The 18,447-nt window shown below is 60.2% G+C and carries 13 protein-coding genes; 4 read left to right on the top strand and 9 right to left on the bottom strand.

Annotation, left to right across the window (positions count from 1 at the left end):
* Positions 1–74 precede the first annotated feature (74 nt).
* The 3 genes from mapR to CKW19_RS23160 all read right to left on the bottom strand — a co-directional run bounded on the left by mapR (position 75) and on the right by CKW19_RS23160 (position 3,494).
* Positions 75–1,484 carry a GntR family transcriptional regulator MpaR gene (mapR, locus tag CKW19_RS23170; protein WP_095060136.1) on the bottom strand — a complete coding sequence of 470 codons (1,410 nt, stop codon included), beginning with the start codon at positions 1,482–1,484 and terminating at the stop codon, positions 75–77.
* 188 nt (positions 1,485–1,672) lie between these two features.
* Positions 1,673–3,088, bottom strand: coding sequence for a cytochrome c oxidase accessory protein CcoG (gene ccoG / locus CKW19_RS23165; RefSeq protein ID WP_095060135.1), 1,416 nt, complete (start codon positions 3,086–3,088; stop codon positions 1,673–1,675).
* A 172-nt stretch (positions 3,089–3,260) separates the two neighbouring features.
* Positions 3,261–3,494, bottom strand: coding sequence for a DUF3203 family protein (locus CKW19_RS23160; RefSeq protein ID WP_095060133.1), 234 nt, complete (start codon positions 3,492–3,494; stop codon positions 3,261–3,263).
* A 123-nt stretch (positions 3,495–3,617) separates the two neighbouring features.
* Here CKW19_RS23160 and CKW19_RS23155 point away from each other — a divergent pair, with 123 nt between their 5' ends.
* Complete coding sequence (locus tag CKW19_RS23155; RefSeq protein WP_095060131.1) at positions 3,618–4,118, top strand: MgtC/SapB family protein; 501 nt, start codon at positions 3,618–3,620, stop codon at positions 4,116–4,118.
* Positions 4,119–4,143: 25 nt separating this feature from the next.
* On the opposite strand, the gene CKW19_RS28885 is transcribed toward CKW19_RS23155, so the two are convergent.
* Entirely contained in the window at positions 4,144–4,308 is a 165-nt protein-coding gene (locus CKW19_RS28885; RefSeq protein ID WP_177408846.1) for a hypothetical protein, read from the bottom strand.
* 226 nt (positions 4,309–4,534) lie between these two features.
* Between CKW19_RS28885 and CKW19_RS23150 the strand changes: the two genes are divergently transcribed.
* From CKW19_RS23150 to glgB, 3 genes are all read left to right on the top strand, one after another.
* Complete coding sequence (locus tag CKW19_RS23150) at positions 4,535–6,532, top strand: alpha-1,4-glucan--maltose-1-phosphate maltosyltransferase (RefSeq protein WP_095060129.1); 1,998 nt, start codon at positions 4,535–4,537, stop codon at positions 6,530–6,532.
* A gap of 183 nt (positions 6,533–6,715) precedes the next feature.
* Entirely contained in the window at positions 6,716–10,057 is a 3,342-nt protein-coding gene (gene treS / locus CKW19_RS23145) for a maltose alpha-D-glucosyltransferase (RefSeq protein ID WP_095060128.1), read from the top strand.
* Positions 10,058–10,059: 2 nt separating this feature from the next.
* Positions 10,060–12,291 (top strand): 1,4-alpha-glucan branching protein GlgB, encoded by a 2,232-nt coding sequence (glgB, locus tag CKW19_RS23140; protein WP_095060127.1) that lies wholly within the window; start codon positions 10,060–10,062, stop codon positions 12,289–12,291.
* Between the two features lie 110 nt (positions 12,292–12,401).
* On the opposite strand, the gene CKW19_RS23135 is transcribed toward glgB, so the two are convergent.
* From CKW19_RS23135 to CKW19_RS23115, 5 genes are all read right to left on the bottom strand, one after another.
* Positions 12,402–13,469 carry an autotransporter outer membrane beta-barrel domain-containing protein gene (locus CKW19_RS23135; protein WP_095060126.1) on the bottom strand — a complete coding sequence of 356 codons (1,068 nt, stop codon included), beginning with the start codon at positions 13,467–13,469 and terminating at the stop codon, positions 12,402–12,404.
* 434 nt (positions 13,470–13,903) lie between these two features.
* Positions 13,904–14,704 carry an endonuclease/exonuclease/phosphatase family protein gene (locus CKW19_RS23130; protein ID WP_095060124.1) on the bottom strand — a complete coding sequence of 267 codons (801 nt, stop codon included), beginning with the start codon at positions 14,702–14,704 and terminating at the stop codon, positions 13,904–13,906.
* An 85-nt stretch (positions 14,705–14,789) separates the two neighbouring features.
* A complete protein-coding gene (locus CKW19_RS23125) occupies positions 14,790–15,548 on the bottom strand; it encodes a PIG-L deacetylase family protein (protein WP_095060160.1) in 759 nt (252 codons plus the stop codon).
* Between the two features lie 204 nt (positions 15,549–15,752).
* On the bottom strand, positions 15,753–17,915 hold the full coding sequence (glgX, locus tag CKW19_RS23120; protein ID WP_095060122.1) for a glycogen debranching protein GlgX: 2,163 nt from the start codon (positions 17,913–17,915) through the stop codon (positions 15,753–15,755).
* Between the two features lie 186 nt (positions 17,916–18,101).
* On the bottom strand, positions 18,102–18,431 hold the full coding sequence (locus tag CKW19_RS23115) for a DUF2934 domain-containing protein (protein WP_095060120.1): 330 nt from the start codon (positions 18,429–18,431) through the stop codon (positions 18,102–18,104).
* Positions 18,432–18,447 lie beyond the last annotated feature (16 nt).

Here is an 18,447-nt window from a genome sequence, read left to right as displayed (position 1 = left end):
ATCGCGAGCATGCTCGCTCCTACAGTGGGTTTGTGGTGTTCACAGATAACCCTGCAGGAGCGAACTTGCTTTTATCAGAACGACCGCACAATCCGCCCCAACGTCTCCATCGCCTTCTCCGAATCCTCAGTCCACGGACTGCCGTAATTCAGCCGAATACAGTTTCTGAAGCGCTGCGTCGGTGAAAAGATCGGCCCCGGTGCAATGCTGATGCCTTGCGCCAGCGCCATCTGAAACAACTTCAACGAATCCATTTGCTCCGGCAACTCCAGCCACAGAAAGTAGCCGCCGGCCGGTTGGCTGACGCGCGTCTGCGCCGGGAAGTACCGGGCGATGGCGGCGAGCATGGCGCTTTGCTGATCTTCCAATGCGTGACGCAGTTTGCGCAGGTGCCGGTCGTAACCGCCGTGTTGCAGATAATCGGCAATGGCGGCCTGGGCGGGCATTGAGGCGCACAGCGAAGTCATGAGTTTCAGGCGTTCGATTTTCTGTGCGTAGCGCCCGGCCGCGACCCAGCCGATGCGGTATCCGGGGGCTAGGCTTTTGGCGAACGAACCGCAGTGCATCACCAGGCCTTCGGTATCAAATGCCTTGGCCGGTTTCGGGGCTTGCTGGCCGTAATACAGTTCGGCGTAGACATCGTCTTCAATCAGCGGCACTTCATGGCGGCGCAACAACTCGACCAGTGCCTGTTTCTTCGCCTCGGGCATGGTCGCGCCCATGGGGTTCTGGAAACTGGTCATGCACCAGCAAACCTTGATCGGGTGGCGCTCCAGGGTTTGCGCGAGCACGCCGAGGTCAATGCCGTCGCGCGGGTGCACGGGGATTTCCACGGCTTTGAGTTTCAGGCGTTCCAATACTTGCAGGCAGGCATAGAACGCCGGGGCTTCGATGGCGACCAGGTCGCCGGGTTCGGTGACCGCTTGCAGGCACAGGTTCAACGCTTCGAGCGCACCGTTGGTGATCAGCAGTTCTTCCATGGGCAGCATCAGGCCGCCGACCATGTAGCGCAGGGCGATTTGCCGGCGCAGTTGCGGGTTGCCCGGCGACATGTCGGTGACGACCATGCGCGGGTCCATCTCGCGGGTGGCGCTGGCCAGGGAGCGGGACAAGCGTTGCAGGGGAAACAGGGTCGGGCTGGGGAACGCCGAGCCGAAGGGTACGGTGTTCGGGTCCTTGATCGAGTCCAGCACCGAGAACACCAGTTCGCTGACATCGACCTCGGTGGACTCGTTGACCTCGCTGCTGATCACCGGCTCGGAAAACTGACTGGGCGTGTGCGCATTGACGAAATACCCGGAGCGAGGCCGGGCGCGGATCAGGCCGCGACGCTCCAGCAGGTAATAGGCCTGGAACACCGTGGACGGGCTGACGCCATAAGTCTGGCTGGCATACCGCACCGACGGTACGCGGTGACCAGGGCCAAGAACGCCGGAGCGGATCAGTTCAGCGATGTCGTCGGCGAATTTTTCGTAGCGTTTCATCGATTGCCCGCAATGGAAGAATGTCGAACGGGTTCTGTGGCGAGGGAGCTTGCTCCCGCTGGGGTGCGAAGCGCCCCTCAAACCTGCTGGCAGGGTGTATCAGGCGAGCTCGCGTTCAACGCTTTGCGTCTGCTGCGCAGCCGAACGGGAGCAAGCTCCCTCGCCACAAAGGTCAGCATCTTAACGGCTCAACGATTCATCGGCGCAACAAACCGGCTCTTCGCTGCGCTGTAAATGCCTGGTTCATCGCTGTCTTCAACCTTGAACTCGATGCTCTGCGAACCGCTGGCCGGGCGTTCGGTGGTCATCGCCACTGACACCGGCACATCGACAATCTCGCCCGGTGCCAGGCTCAGGTCGGTTTTGCCCTGCAACTGGAAGCCGTCGCCCTCGACGAGAGACAGTCGGTAGTCCTGATGCTGTTGAGTTTTGTTGATCACCTTCAGGCTGTAGATGTTTTCGATCTGGCCCAGGCTGTTCTCGCGGAACAGACCACGGTCCTTGCTGACATCGAGTGAGACCATCGGCCGTTCCACGAGCGCAATCACCAGCGCAGCGATCATCACCAGCAGTACGGCGGTGTAGCCGATCAGCCGAGGACGCAGCAGATGTGTCTTGCCACCCTGCAACTGATGTTCCGAGGTGTAGCTGATCAACCCGCGCTCGTAGCCCATTTTGTCCATGATCGAATCGCAGGCATCAATGCACGCCGCACAGCCGATGCATTCCATCTGCAAACCATCGCGGATATCGATGCCGGTCGGGCAGACCTGCACGCAGAGCTGGCAATCGATGCAATCGCCCAGGCCGACGTCGGCGGGTTTGACCTCGCGTTTGCGCGGGCCACGGTTTTCGCCGCGCGCCACGTCGTAGGAAATGGTCAGGGTGTCTTTGTCGAACATCACGCTCTGGAAACGCGCATACGGACACATGTGCATGCACACCGCTTCGCGCAGCCAGCCGGCGTTGATGTAGGTCGCGCCGGTAAAAAACAGCACCCAGAACAGACTGACCCCACTCATTTGCAAGGTCAGCAGTTCTTCGGCCAGCGGCCGGATCGGTGTGAAGTAGCCGACGAAGGTCAGGCCGGTCAGCAGGCTGATTGCCAGCCACAGCGTGTGCTTGGCCGAGCGGCGCATCAGTTTGTTCAGATTCCAGGGCGCTGCTTGCAGTTTGATCCGCTGATTGCGTTCGCCCTCGGTGATTTTCTCGCACCACATGAAAATCCACGTCCAGGAGCTCTGCGGGCAGGTGTAACCACACCAGACACGACCGGCAAACACCGTGATCGCAAACAGACCAAACGCGGCGATGATCAACAGCGCGGACAGCAGGATGAAATCCTGCGGCCAGAACGTGGCGCCGAAAATATGGAACTTGCTTTCGGAAAGGTCCCAGAGCACTGCCTGGCGGCCACCCCAGTTCAACCACACGGTGCCGAAGAACAGCAAAAACAGAACGCCGGCGCCACTCAGGCGCAGGGTACGAAACAGACCGGTAAAGCTGCGGGTGTGGATCAGGTTGTCGCTGGATTTGGCCTTGATCTTATGCGTGGGTAAAGGCTCGAATGTTTCTACGGTTCGGACGGGGATTCTTTCGCTCATGGTCTTTCGCTCATCAGCCTCCATCAGGCGTGAGCAACTATGCGCGGCGATCTGTTTGCATAACAGACTCAGGTAATCCAATAAAAAGCGGATCAGATGGGCTGTAAGCGCCTGCCTGCGTCAACTTGAAGCATCTGTCGCAAGCGTTTGCGGCGGTGTTGATCAAGCTCGGTCAAATCACCGAATGACTGTCGGTCTCTTTCAAGTGCCGACGGCCGTCCACCGCGCCTGCTACGGTCAATGCATCGGCTTCTGCTTCGGTGATGTAGATGCGCTGGCCTTCGAGGTCCACGGCAGACATGGATTTTTCAGCATCGGTGATGATCGTGACGTCCGGGCATAGTCGGATTTCTTCGCCATTGTTTGTGATGAAAAAGCACGTCTGGTTTTCGATGCGCACGGTCATGGAGGAATCCTTTTTTCGGGGGAACCTGAAGTGTCAGGCCGCAACGGCGAGGTATCGTTCTATGCAACCGATTAATGGTCGGCGCGGTCCACCCTCTAACAGTCATTCACAGGGTCAAACGCGATGAACGCTTGGTGGCATGAAGTGTGGGTAACCCTGCAAGCCGAGTTCACCGACATCGGCGACGCCTCGCAATTGACGCGGGTAACCGTGCGTTTGCTGATGGCCGCGGTATTGGGCGGGATTCTCGGGTTTGAACGCGAGCATCAGGGCAAGGCTGCCGGTGTTCGCACCCACATGTTGGTGGCGATGGGGGCGGCGCTGTTTGTATTGGTGCCGCAGATGTCAGGTTCCCAGGCCGATGCCATGAGCCGGGTGGTACAGGGCGTTATTGCCGGGATCGGGTTTCTCGGCGCCGGCACCATTCTGAAAAACCACGAAGGGGATGAAGGCCACGTCAAAGGCCTGACCACCGCCGCAGGGTTGTGGATGACCGCTGCCATTGGCGTCGCGGCCGGATTAGGGCGCGAAGCCACGGCGGTGCTCAGTACGTTGTTGGCGTTGGGAGTGTTCAGCCTGATGCCGCGAATCGTAAAGGTGTTTGAAAAGGATCACACCCCGTAGGCGCAGCCTTCGGCAGGTCTACCGGTCAAGGTTTCACGATGACCGGCGGCATTGTTGGTGGCGGTTCTTCGCGGGGTGGCGGGTTGGTGCCGGGCGGGTCCTTTTCAGGGATCGGCTGCGGATCGCTGGGCGGTATCACCGGGTTGTCGATGTTGGGATCGGGGGTTTCAGCGGGGAAGGGATTGTTCATTGTTTAGCCTCCAGTGGCACATGGCGTGAGTCGTGCTTAAGTTGGATGACGCCTCTTATAGGGGTTGACCGCCCGGCGATGGATTTGATTCCCGCCCGATTGTGCTGAACTTTTCCGGACGCCTGTTGCTCGGAATCTAAGTGAGTCCATCCCGGGGCGGATCGCCCGGCAGGGATGTTCAACAGCCACACGCGCGTCCATGGGGCGTAATAAGGAGAGAAGCTCGATGACGGCCGAAAAACCCACGGAGTTGAGCTACAACCCGCACATCCCGCTGTCGCAGGCGTTGTTGCTGCCGCGCATCGTCATTGAAAACGCCATGCCGACCCTCGAAGGCGGGCAGTTCGCAGTCAAGGCCGTGGTGGGGCAGGACGTGGTGGTGACCGCCAAGGTGTTTGCCGACGGCCACGACAAATTGGCGGTGCGGGTGCGCTGGCATGCCGAAGGCGAGGACACCTGGCAAAGCGATGTCATGGCCGACGTGGGCAATAACGGTTGGCAGGGTCGATTCCGTGTCCCCCTGCAGGGCCGTTATCTGTTTTGCATCGAGGCCTGGATCGATCAGTTCGCCAGTTTCCGTTACGAACTGGAAAAGAAGCACGCCGCCGCGGTGCCGGTCAGTCTGGAATTGCAGGAAGGCCGGCTTCACGTTCAGCAAGCCGCCGAACGCTCGGAAGGTCAGCTCAGCGAGCAACTCGCGGCGCTGCACCATGAACTCTCAGGCCTGCTCGAAACCGAGCAGGTCGCGCTGTTTCTGCACCAGCGTAGCGCCGGCCTGATGGCCCAGGCCGATCATCGCGCCTACCTCAGTCTGAGTCCTGAATACCCACTGGATGTTGAGCGTGAATTGGCGCAATTCGCCAGTTGGTATGAGCTGTTCCCCCGATCGATCACTGACGATCCGGCCCGCCACGGCACCTTCAACGATGTGCACTCACGGCTGGCGATGATCCAGGACATGGGTTTCGACGTGCTGTACTTTCCGCCGATTCACCCCATTGGGCGCAGCTACCGCAAAGGCCCGAACAATTCCCTCACCGCCGGCCCCGATGATCCGGGCAGCCCCTATGCCATAGGCAGCGAGGAGGGCGGGCACGAGGCGATTCATTCGCAGCTGGGCTCGCGCGAAGACTTCCGGCGTCTGGTCGCGGAGGCCGCGGCCCATGGCCTGGAGATCGCCCTCGATTTTGCCATTCAGTGTTCCCAGGATCATCCGTGGCTCAAGCAACATCCCGGCTGGTTCAACTGGCGGCCCGACGGCACGATCAAATACGCGGAAAACCCGCCGAAGAAATACCAGGACATCGTCAACGTCGACTTCTATGCCGTCGAGGCGATTCCCAGCCTCTGGATCGAATTGCGCGACATCGTGGTGGGATGGGTCGAGGAAGGCGTGAAAATTTTCCGCGTCGACAACCCGCACACCAAGCCGTTGCCGTTCTGGCAGTGGCTGATTGCTGATGTGCGTGCGCTGTACCCCGAAGTGATCTTTCTCGCGGAAGCGTTCACCACGCCGGCGATGATGGCGCGGCTGGGCAAGGTCGGTTATTCCCAGAGCTACACCTATTTCACCTGGCGCAACACCAAGTCCGAGCTGGCGACCTACTTCACCGAACTCAATCAATCGCCGTGGCGTGAATGCTACCGGCCGAATTTTTTCGTCAATACCCCGGACATCAACCCGGCCTTTCTTCACGAGTCCGGTCGCCCCGGTTTTCTCATTCGCGCGGTACTGGCGACCATGGGCTCGGGCCTGTGGGGCATGTATTCCGGTTTCGAGCTCTGCGAATCCGCACCGGTACCGGGCAAGGAGGAATACCTCGACTCGGAGAAGTACGAGATCCGTCCCCGGGACTTCAATGCACCGGGCAACATCATTGCCGAGATCGCCCAGCTCAACCGCATCCGCCGCCAGAACCCGGCGTTGCACACGCATTTGGGCCTGAAAATCTACAACGCCTGGAATGACAACATTCTTTACTTCGGCAAACGCAGCGCCGATGGCAGCAACTTCATTCTGGTGGCGGTCAGCCTTGATCCGCATAACGTCCAGGAGGCGAATTTCGAGTTGCCGTTGTGGGAAATGGGCTTGCCCGACGACGCCAATACCCAGGGCGAAGACTTGATGAACGGCCATCGCTGGACGTGGCACGGCAAGTACCAGTTCATGCGGATCGACCCGGCGTATCAACCCTTCGGGATTTGGCGGATTAGCGCCTCATAAATACATCACAGACACCCGTGGCGAGAGGGCAACATAGACCTGTAGGAGCCGGCTTGCTGGCGATGGCTGCGCATCAATCTACATGGATGAGGCCTGATACACCGCTATCGCCGGCAAGCCGGCTCCTACAGAGGGCCGGCGTCGCTTGCATAATTGCCCGACTGAATTGAGCAGGAGTTTCAAATGGCGAAGAAACCCAAAGCAGCCACCTTCATCAAGGACCCGCTCTGGTACAAGGATGCGGTGATCTATCAGGTTCACGTTAAATCCTATTTCGACTCCAACAACGACGGAATCGGCGACTTTCCCGGCCTGATCGCCAAGCTCGATTACATCGCCGATCTGGGCGTCAACACCATCTGGCTGTTGCCGTTCTACCCGTCGCCCCGTCGCGATGACGGCTACGACATTGCCGAATACCGCGGTGTGCACAGCGACTACGGGACCATGGCCGACGCCAAGCGCTTCATCGCCGAGGCGCATAAACGTGGCCTGCGGGTGATTACCGAACTGGTCATCAATCACACGTCTGACCAGCACGCCTGGTTCCAGCGAGCGCGCAAGGCCAAAAAGGGCTCGGCGGCGCGGGATTTCTACGTGTGGTCCGATGACGATCAAAAGTACGACGGTACCCGCATCATCTTTCTCGACACCGAGAAGTCCAACTGGACCTGGGACCCGGTCGCCGGCCAGTACTTCTGGCACCGTTTCTACTCCCACCAGCCAGACCTCAATTTCGATAACCCGCAGGTGATGAAAGCGGTGCTGTCGGTCATGCGTTACTGGCTCGACATGGGCATCGACGGCCTACGGCTGGACGCCATTCCGTACCTGATCGAGCGCGACGGCACCAACAACGAAAACCTGCCGGAAACCCATGACGTCCTGAAAAAGATCCGCGCTGAAATCGACGCCAATTACCCCGACCGCATGCTGCTGGCCGAGGCCAATCAATGGCCCGAAGACACGCAGTTGTATTTCGGCGACTCCGACAAGAAAGGCCTGAACGGCGATGAATGCCACATGGCGTTTCATTTTCCGTTGATGCCGCGCATGTACATGGCACTGGCCCAGGAAGATCGCTTCCCGATCACCGACATTCTGCGCCAGACACCGGATATTCCTGCCAACTGCCAGTGGGCCATTTTCCTGCGCAACCACGATGAGCTGACCCTGGAAATGGTCACCGACAAGGAGCGCGACTACCTGTGGAATTACTACGCCGCTGACCGTCGTGCGCGAATCAACCTGGGGATTCGCCGCCGTCTCGCGCCGTTGATGGAGCGTGATCGTCGCCGCGTGGAGCTGCTCAACAGCCTGCTGCTGTCGATGCCCGGCACGCCGACCCTGTATTACGGCGATGAAATCGGCATGGGCGACAACATCTACCTCGGCGACCGCGACGGGGTGCGCACACCCATGCAGTGGTCGATCGACCGCAACGGCGGTTTCTCCCGTGCCGACCCGGCCAGCCTGGTGTTGCCGCCGATTCTCGACCCGCAGTACGGCTACCTGTCGGTCAACGTTGAAACCCAGGCCGGCGATCCGCATTCACTATTGAACTGGACCCGGCGTCTGCTCGCCGTGCGCAAGCAATCCAAGGCGTTCGGGCGCGGGACATTGAAGATGCTGTCGCCGAGCAATCGGCGGATTCTGGCGTACACCCGCGAATACACCGGGCTGGACGGCAAGTACGAAATCATTCTGTGCGTGGCCAACGTATCGCGCAGTGCCCAGGCGGCAGAGCTGGACTTGTCGGCCTACGTCGGCATGGTGCCGGTGGAGATGCTGGGCGGTAACGCGTTCCCGCCCATCGGTCAGTTGAGTTTCCTGCTGACGCTGCCGCCCTACGGTTTCTACTGGTTCGGCCTGGCGGCAGAAAACCAGATGCCGAGTTGGCATGTGGAACCGGCGCAAAGCCTGCCGGACTTCACCACGCTGGTGCTGAAACAGCGCATGGAAGAACTGCTCGAAGCGCCGTCCCGCACCGCGCTGGAGCAGCAGATCCTGCCGAGCTGGCTGCAGAACCGCCGCTGGTTCGCCGGCAAGGATACGGCCATCGAACAGGTGAATCTGGCCTACGGCGTGCGTTTTGGCGATTCGGAACATCCGGTGTTGCTCAGTGAAGTCGAAGTCACCAGCGCTGGGCAGACCAGCCGTTACCTGTTGCCGTTCGGCTTTATTCCGGAGGAGCAAGTCGGCGCGGCGCTGCCGCAGCAATTGGCCCTGTCTCGGGTTCGGCGCGTGCGTCAGGTCGGCTTGATCACGGATGCCTTCAGTCTGGAAACCTTTGTCCACGCCGTGCTGCAAGGCATTCAGGCCGGCACGGTGTTGCAGTCGAGCGAGGGTGACATTCGCTTCGAAGCCACCGCCGAGCTGGAAAAACTTGGCCTGAACGCCGAATCGCCGGTGCGTTATCTGTCCGCCGAGCAATCCAACAGTTCCGTGGTGATCGGCAACAGCCTGGTGTTGAAGCTGATCCGCAAAGTCGCATCCGGCGTGCACCCGGAACTGGAAATGAGCGCCTGCCTGACGGCAGCGGGCTTCCAGCATATTTCGCCGCTGCTGGGTGCCGTGGTGCGTCGCGATGGTGCCGGTGAAGACAATTTGCTGATGATCGCCCAAGGCTATTTGAGCAACCAGGGCGACGCCTGGGAATGGACGCAGAACAACCTCGAGCGGGCGCTGCGCGATGAACTGGCTGACGCTGTGTCCGAACAGGCACAGCATTACAACGCGCTCGGCGAATTGAAAGATTTCGCCGGCATGCTGGGCCAGCGCCTGGGGGAAATGCATCAGGTGCTGGCGGCGCCGAGTGCCAACCCGGACTTTGCTCCGCAGGTCACTACACAGAAAGATGCACTGGCTTCGGCCAAGCACGTTGCGGCGCAAATCGAACATGCGTTGACGTTGCTCAAACATCATCAAAACGAACTGGACCCGGCGGACAAAACCCTGGTCAGCCGTTTGCTGGACAACAAAAAAGCCATCCTCGGGCATGTCCAGGCATTGGGCAAAAAGACCGCGGGTGGCTTGCAGATTCGCGTGCATGGCGATTTGCATTTGGGGCAGGTGCTGGTGATCAAGGGCGATGCGTACCTGATCGACTTCGAGGGCGAACCGGCACGACCGCTGCATGAACGAAGGGCCAAACACAGCCCCTACAAAGATGTCAGCGGCGTGTTGCGCTCCTTCGACTACGCTGCGGCGATGACGATGAACGTGCACAGCGTCGACAACACCGCGGTGGCCGATGCGGCACGCGTGCGGGTTGCCGAGCGCTACTTGAAGGAGGCGCGGAAGTCGTTCGTCGACGCTTATCGGCTAGCGGCTGCCGGTCTTGGCCATGCATGGCAAGATCCGGACAGTGAAGATGCCGCGCTGGCGTTGTTCGGTTTGGAGAAAGCGGCGTATGAAGTAGCCTACGAGGCTGAGAATCGCCCGACCTGGCTACCTGTGCCGTTGCACGGTTTGTATGGATTACTGAGTGGGCTTAAACCCTTTTCCGATCTTGGTGGAGAGTAGTCATGAGTATCTCGAACAAGGAACAGGGTGATCACAAAGCAGCGCTGCTACCCAGGGCGCGGGATATCGATGCGCTGGTACGCGCTGAACACATCGACCCGTTTTCCATTCTCGGTCCCCACGGCGATGGTGCCGGCGGGCAGTTTATCCGGGCTTATCTGCCTGACGCCCTGAGTGTCCAGGTGGTGGACAAAGCGACCGGCGACGAACTTGGCGACCTTGAGCACACACAGACGCCGGGGTTGTTTGTCGGGCATTTCGAGCGGGCTCAGCCTTACCTGCTGCGTACACGCTGGGCGGGTGGCGAGCAACTGGCCGAAGACCCTTACAGCTTCGGCGCGTTGCTGGGCGAAATGGATTTGTACCTGTTTGCCGAGGGCAATCACCGCGATCTGAGTGCCTGCCTCGGCGCGCAACTGAAGTCGGTCGACGGCGTCGATGGCGTGCGTTTCGCCGTGTGGGCACCGAATGCCAGAAGGGTCTCGGTGGTCGGTGATTTCAACGTGTGGGATGGGCGTCGTCATCCGATGCGCCTGCGCCATCCCACCGGCGTCTGGGAATTGTTCATCCCGCGCCTGCAAGCGGGAGAGGCCTACAAGTACGAGATCCTTGGCGCCCAGGGGATTCTGCCGCTGAAGGCCGACCCCGTGGCACTGGCAACGACCCTGCCGCCGGACACAGCGTCGAAAGTCGCTTCGCCGCTGCAAGTCGATTGGCAGGACCAGGACTGGATGATGTCCCGAGGCGATCGCCATCACCCTGGCGCGCCTTTGTCGATCTATGAACTGCACGCCGGATCGTGGCAATGCGAACTGGATGATCTGGGCGAAGTGGCCCGCCAGTACACCTGGCCGGAACTGGCCGAGCGTTTGATTCCGTACGTCAAGGAACTGGGTTTTACCCATATCGAACTGATGCCAATCATGGAGCACCCGTTTGGTGGCTCCTGGGGTTATCAACTGCTGGCGCAATTCGCCCCGAGTGCGCGCTACGGCACGCCGGATCAATTCGCGGCGTTCGTCAACGCCTGTCACGTGGCGGGGCTCGGCGTGATCCTCGACTGGGTGCCGGCGCATTTCCCTACCGACACCCACGGTCTGGCGCAGTTCGACGGAACCGCACTCTATGAATACGGTAACCCCCAGGAAGGTTTTCATCAGGACTGGGACACGCTGATCTATAACCTTGGCCGCACCGAGGTGCACGGCTACATGCTGGCGTCGGCGCTGCACTGGCTCAAGCATTTCCATGTCGACGGCCTGCGGGTCGATGCCGTGGCGTCGATGCTGTACCGCGACTATTCGCGCAAGGCCGGTGAGTGGGTGCCGAACCGTCATGGCGGCCGGGAGAATCTGGAAGCCATCGACTTCCTGCGTCATCTCAACGACGTCGTCGCCCTGGAAGCGCCGGGTGCCTTGGTGATTGCCGAGGAGTCCACCGCGTGGCCGGGCGTGAGCCAGAGCACGCAGCAGGGCGGTTTGGGCTTTGCCTATAAATGGAACATGGGCTGGATGCACGATTCGCTGCATTACATCCAGCAAGACCCGGTGTACCGCGCGCATCACCACAATGAACTGAGTTTCGGCCTGGTTTATGCTTGGTCCGAGCGCTTCATCTTGCCGATTTCCCATGATGAAGTGGTGCACGGCAAACACTCGCTGATCGACAAGATGCCCGGCGACCGCTGGCAGAAATTCGCCAACCTGCGGGCCTACCTGAGTTTCATGTGGACCCATCCGGGCAAGAAGCTGTTGTTCATGGGCTGCGAGTTCGGCCAGTGGCGCGAGTGGAACCACGATCAGCAACTGGATTGGTATCTGTTGCAGTACCCCGAGCACCAAGGCGTGCAGAAACTGGTCGCCGACCTCAATCGCCTGTACCGGGAAGAGCCGGCGCTGCACGAGCAGGATGACGTGCCGCAGGGTTTCCAGTGGCTGATCGGCGACGATGCGATCAACAGCGTCTATGCGTGGTTGCGCTGGAGCAAGGAGGGCGAGCCGATCCTCGTGGTGGCCAACTTCACGCCGGTGCCTCGTGAGGCCTATCGCGTAGGCGTGCCGTTTGCCGGGCGCTGGAAGGAATTGATGAACAGCGATTCAGCGACCTATGCCGGGTCCAATTACGGCAATGAAGGCGGGGTTCTGGCCGAGGAGACGCCAAGCCATGGTCAGGCGTTGTCGCTGGCCCTGAATTTGCCGCCGTTGGCGGTGTTGATTCTGCGGCCGGGAGACTGATCCGAAACCGCGTTGCGTTCATCGCGAGCAAGCTCGCTCCTGCAGGGTTTGGTGTGATGCCTGCAGGCGCGAGCTTGCTCGCGATAACGTCAGCCCGGCCAATACAAGCCTCACCAGCGCATCCGCACACCCAGGCTGCCGATCAACCCGTTCAGATCATTGTCATCCACGTCACTGCTGTAATCGGCGCTGACGTACAGGCTCACCGCCGGAGTCACCCTGGCGACCAGGCCCAGGCCCAGTTCGACGGTCGACGACTTGCGGCTGCTGCTGATCTTGTCGACTTCATCGAGTGTCACCGTGTTGCCGGTGTACACCGTGTGCCACAAGTTGGTCCGCACGTAGGGTTCGACGGGCAGACCGCTGATGTCGTAACTACCTTTCAAACGCGCACCGACCCGGCCGCTCCAGGACGTCACGTCAGTGGATGAAGCGTTGCCCGAGCCCGCGTAGGGCGTGTCCAGCGTGATGCGCTGATTGATCAACTGCGCCTGGGGTTCAATCACCCAGTTGTCACCCAGACCGATCGGGAAGCCGCCTTCGACCGACAGCGTCACTGCGCTGCCTTCGGTGGCTTGGCGGGCGCCTTGTTCATTGCGGCTGAAACCGTTGACCCGGCCACCGCTTGCCGTCAAGTCGACGTGCCAGCCTTGAGGCCCGGTCAAGCTCCAATAGGCGCCCAGGCTCTGGCCTTGAAGGTTGAGCATGTCGCTGGCGGGATCGGACAGTGCGGCAGGTGTTCGTACGCCGTTGCCATTGAACTGAATCTGGTGTGTGCCACCCACCAGTCCCACACGCTGGGTATGCCCGCTGGTGCTTTGCAGGGTCAGGATCGCCGGGCCCTTGAGGTCACTGGCGCCATGGCCGGCAGAGTCCAGCGACAGGTAGTCGGTTTGCGCCTGGCGTGAAGCCTGGCCATAGAGTTGGTCCCAGGCCGAAGGCGCGGCGTCTTCGACGGTCAGTTTCGAACTTCGCAGGTCGGGACGGGCGCTGAACTGGTGAGGGTAGGTGGTTGCAAGGGTAGACAGGCTGAGCGTCGGGATTTCCTGCTGGTACCACGGGAGGGTGTCTTCTTCGGCAGGGTCGGCCTGCACTTCCATGGACGAACACAGCAGGAGTGAACTCGAGACAGTGCAAAAAGTGACTTTGATCTCTTTTGGGGTGAGGGTGGTTTTCATGGAGGTCTACCTTGCAATCGCATGCTGGATCTCGCTTATGGCGTCTCTCCTACCCCGAGTGAGGGGCGACCGAATGGATTAGGGCACGCCATAAGCTGCCCGTTTTTACGGGCGCCGATGGCTTGTCCTGATGTTACTTCCGGGGTAGTAACGTGAAGTCAAGAAGACCCAACCCGCTGCGTCAAGAAAATGGCCGATAAGCGGTATTGGTATTTCAGGTCATTTAAGTGACTGATTTACGGCGCGTCTCTAAGCTCTTGTTTGTTAGATGAAACGTCAAAAAAACTGCGTGCTAGAGCCTTTTTCGCGATGGGCAGCGGGCCCTCACGCCTGGGTTGCCGTTTGTTCACCGTGGCTGGCTGCTGTCGATAATGCTGGAGTCGCCGATGGGGTATCGGCATCACGAAACACAGCTGCGCTGCGCCGCATTGAATTCAAAGATGCACTTCCACCGCCAACGGCAAATGATCGGACAGATGCGTCCAGGGTTTATTCCCGAGGATTCGCGGCTTATGACTGTTGGCGTTGCGCAGGTAGATGCGGTCCAGGCGCAGCAAGGGAAAACGCGCGGGGTAAGTCTTGGCGGGTCGGCCGTGGTGGCGCTCGAAGGCTTCGTGCAGGTAATCGTGGCGGGCGAGGGTGGCGTTGCCCTGTAGCTGCCAGTCATTAAAATCGCCGGCGACGATCACCGGCGCATCCTCAGGCAGGGATTCGAGCAATTGGCAGAGCAACTGCAATTGCAGTTGGCGATGACTTTCGAGCAGGCTCAGGTGCACACAAATCGCATGCACTTCGGCATGGCCGGGGACATCCAGCACGCAATGCAGCAGGCCGCGACGTTCGGGGCCGGTGATGGACACGTCGAGATTGCGGTATTCGCGGATCGGGTACTTCGACAGCAGGGCATTGCCATGATGGCCGTTGGGGTACACGGCGTTGCGGCCATAGGCAAAGTCGCTCCACATGCTGTCGGCGAGGAACTCGTATTGAGAGGTTTGCGGCCAGTCGCTAAAGCGTGAGGAGTGACGCTCGTGTTCACCGACAACTTCCTGCAGAAACACCAGATCCGCCGATGTGCTGCGCACCGCTTCACGCAGCTCCGGCAGAATGAAGCGCCGGTTGAGCGCGGTAAAACCCTTGTGGGTATTGACCGTCAGCACGCACAGCCGATGAATCGCGGCGGGGGGATCCAACGGCAACGATTCCGTTGCCTGCTGCTTCGGATGACTGGCCACGTTGGCTCCTCTGACTCAGGGCTGCTTATGCATGCGACTGATGCGATGACGGGCAGTTCAGTTTTCCAGCGCCCAAAACACGGGCTCAGATGAAGACGACTTCATAGGGTAAACGCATGCGTTCGAGCAACACGCGCGGCAGCATGGGGGCAAGGCCGAGGGCGGGCTCGCCTTCGAGCTGGCTGGCGTATGCGTGGGTGGCGTGGCTTTTGCGGGCGACGGTCCAGGTGTCGAGACGCACCTTTCGCGCTCGATGCCATGGAATGTGTTCTCGATCCCGTGCCGGCCAGTGCCAGGCGCGAACGGGAACTTCGTTGAATGACGCGCCGATGCTGGCAGCGGCTTTTGCACTGGCGCGACCCACAGTGTCGTGGTCGACGTTGCCGTCTTCGCGCCAGGTGCTGAACACCACATCGCCGGGGCGCAAATAACGGGCTATGAACTGACTGATCTGTTCTTCGCGCTCAACCAGGGCGTTGTCGGTGAAACCGCCGCGGATCCACTTCAGGCTATGCATCGGCAACCCCAACCGCCGCAGGGCTTCGACGCTTTCCTGTGGGCGAAAAACGCTGAGGCGTTTTTCCGACCATTGCTGAGACCCCGGATGGCTGGCGCTGCCGTCCGTGATCGAGATCAATTGCAGGGGATGCCCCAGTTGGCTGAGCAGTTGCAGCAGGCCGCCGCACGTCACGACTTCATCACCGGGGTGCGGGGCAATGAACACGGCGCGCGCACCGGCAGGCACCAGGGACTGGGTATTGATGACCGGGATGTTGTCCAGCTGTGCCGCGCTGTTCCAGATCTGGGCGGCTGCGGCGGTTTCGAGGATAGATACGGATTTCATGAGGTTACGTCCTTGTTCTGCTTGGCCTTCAGTCATGCGCGGTGCTTGTTCAACTCCTGCCCGTCAGACCCGTGAAGGCTGGTTGATGACCTGTACGGCATTCCCGATCCTGGATTGCCGCGTCACCGAGTATTGTCCATGAATGGCTATTCGTCGCGTCGCGAAACCCTCTGAGACGTCATTTTCCCGGACCTCCGGTCGCTTTTATTCTTCTTCCTCACGCTGAAGTTCAAACAACAGCAGCGACCGTCCGGTGATCGAATATTCATGACCGAATTCAAAGCGCTCCTGGCCGCGAACCGACGGTTGGTTGGTGTCGATCATGCAAGTCCAGAAACCGCCGTCAGGCACTTCCGGCAACCGGAAGTTGACGATGTCGTGATGGGCGTTGACCACCAGCATCAATGTGGCGTCGACGCCTTTGCGACGAATCCCGGTTTCCTGGGCGCGCCCGTCGAGCAGCATGCCCAGGCAGCGATTGTGCGCATCGTGCCAGTGCTCGGTGTTCATTTCAGTGCCGTCCGGCGCCAGCCAGGTCACGTCCTTGACGCCGATGTCCTCGTTGTAATTACCCACCAGAAAGCGCCCGCGGCGCAGGATCGGATAAGTCTGGCGTAACTTGATCAGGCGTTTGACGAACTTGAGCAATGCCTTGCCGTCTTCGCTCAGGTCCCAGTTGACCCAGCCGATCTCGCTGTCCTGGCAATAGGCATTGTTGTTGCCGTCCTGGGTGCGCGCGAACTCATCGCCGGCCACCAGCATCGGCGTGCCCTGGGCGAGCAGCAGGGTGGCGAAGAAGTTGCGCATTTGCCGGTGACGCAGGGCGTTGATCTCGGGGTCGTCGGTCGGGCCTTCGATGCCGTGGTTCCACGACAGATTGTTGTTGCTGCCGTCCTGATTGTCCTCGTCGTTGGCTTCGTTGTGCTTGTCGTTGTACGACACCAGGTCGTTGAGGGTGAAACCGTCATGGGCGGTAATGAAGTTGACGGATGAATAGGGCCGCCGTCCACGCTGGTTGAACATTTCGCCAGAGGCGGTCATGCGGCTGGCGAAGTCCGCCAGTTGCCCGTCATCGCCTTTCCAGAACGCGCGGACGGTGTCGCGGAATTTGTCGTTCCATTCAACCCAGCCCGGTGGAAATCCGCCGACCTGATAGCCGCCGGGGCCGCAGTCCCAGGGTTCGGCAATCAATTTGACCTGGCGCAGCACCGGGTCCTGGCGGCAGGCCACGAGGAAGCTGTGGCGTTCGTCGAACCCATCGTGGTAGCGCCCGAGGATGGTCGCCAGATCAAAACGGAAACCGTCCACGTGCATTTCCGTGGCCCAGTAACGCAGGGAGTCGGTGACCATTTGCAGCACGCAAGGGTGACTGAGGTCCAGGGTGTTGCCGGTGCCGGAATCGTTGATGTAGAAGCGTTTGTCGTCGGGCATCAAGCGGTAGTACGACGCGTTGTCGATGCCGCGCATGGACAGGGTCGGGCCTTGCTCGTTGCCCTCGGCGGTGTGGTTGTAGACCACGTCGAGGATCACTTCCAGATTGGCCTCGTGCAGGTGCGCGACCATTTCCTTGAATTCGGCGATCTTGCCACTGGCCAGGTAGCGCGGATCGGGGGCGAAGAAGGCGATGCTGTTGTAGCCCCAGTAATTGGTCATGCCTTTGTGCAGCAGGTGCTGGTCATTGACGAAGGCGTGAATCGGCAACAACTCTACGCTCGACACCCCGAGCTTGCGAATGTGCTCCACCACGTCATCGACCATCAACCCGGCAAACGTGCCGCGTACGTTCTCGGGGACGCTCGGATGACGCATGGTGAAACCGCGGACATGGGTTTCATAGATGATCGTTTTGTCCCACGGCACGCTGACGCGATGGTCGTGGCCCCAAGTGTGCGCCGGGTCGATCACCTTGCATTTGGGCACGAAGGGCGCGCTGTCGCGATCGTCGAAACTGAGGTCGGCGTCGGGGTGGCCGATGGTGTAGCCGAACAGCGCTTCAGACCATTTCAGTTTGCCGACCAGTTGCTTGGCGTAAGGATCGATCAGCAATTTGTTGTGATTGAAACGATGGCCGTTCGCCGGGTCGTAGGGGCCATAGACCCGGTAGCCGTAGATGAGCCCCGGGTGGGCGTCAGGCAGGTAGCCGTGGTAGATCTCGTCGGTGTATTCCGGGAGTTCGATGCGTTCGAGTTCGACTTCGCCGGTGTCGTCGAACAGACACAATTCCACCTTGGTGGCGTGGGCGGAAAACAACGCGAAGTTGACCCCCAGGCCATCCCAGGTCGCACCCAGCGGAAAGGGCAAACCCTCGCGGATTCGCGTGGCCTCGGCATGGGGAGCGGGTGCGGTGGCTTTCTTGGGGCTGGTCATAAAATCTCCGGCAAACGTTTAACCTGTAGGAGCAAGCTTGCTCGCGATGGTGTGTCAGCCTGCACAGAGGCTGAATGTTGAACCGCGATCGCGAGCAGGCTCGCTCCTACAGGTTTTTTCGGACGAGCGTAACCACGGTGGCGAGCGGGCCCGCCACGGCGTCATTCAGGAACAACGCTGTGTCAATCAGACCGCGGGCGGTTTTCGCGCAGCCCGGGGCTTTTTCTCGGCGGCTTTTTCCCCCGGCGGGATCACTTTTGATGCCGCCACAGGCTTGGCCTTGGCTTTTGGTGCGGCGCCGTTCAGCGCTTTGCCATCGGTGAGCTTGCCGTCGCCGGTTTTCTTTACGGCGGGTTTGCTGCCGGTGGCTTTGGGGGATTTGCTCGGGGCCAGGGCTTCGGCTTCGGCCAGCTTGCGGGCCATCTCCCAGTGGCGGGTTTCCTGACCTTCGGGTTTTCCTTCTGATTCCCAGATCTGATAAGCGAATTCGCGGATGCGTTTATCGTCGGTACTCATCGCAATGCTCCTGAAC

The sequence above is a fragment of the Pseudomonas sp. Irchel s3f7 genome, assembly GCF_900187615.1.
Lineage (GTDB): Bacteria > Pseudomonadota > Gammaproteobacteria > Pseudomonadales > Pseudomonadaceae > Aquipseudomonas.
The sequence above is the reverse complement of the archived record's forward strand: the minus strand, read 5'-3'. Positions and strand labels throughout refer to the sequence as shown.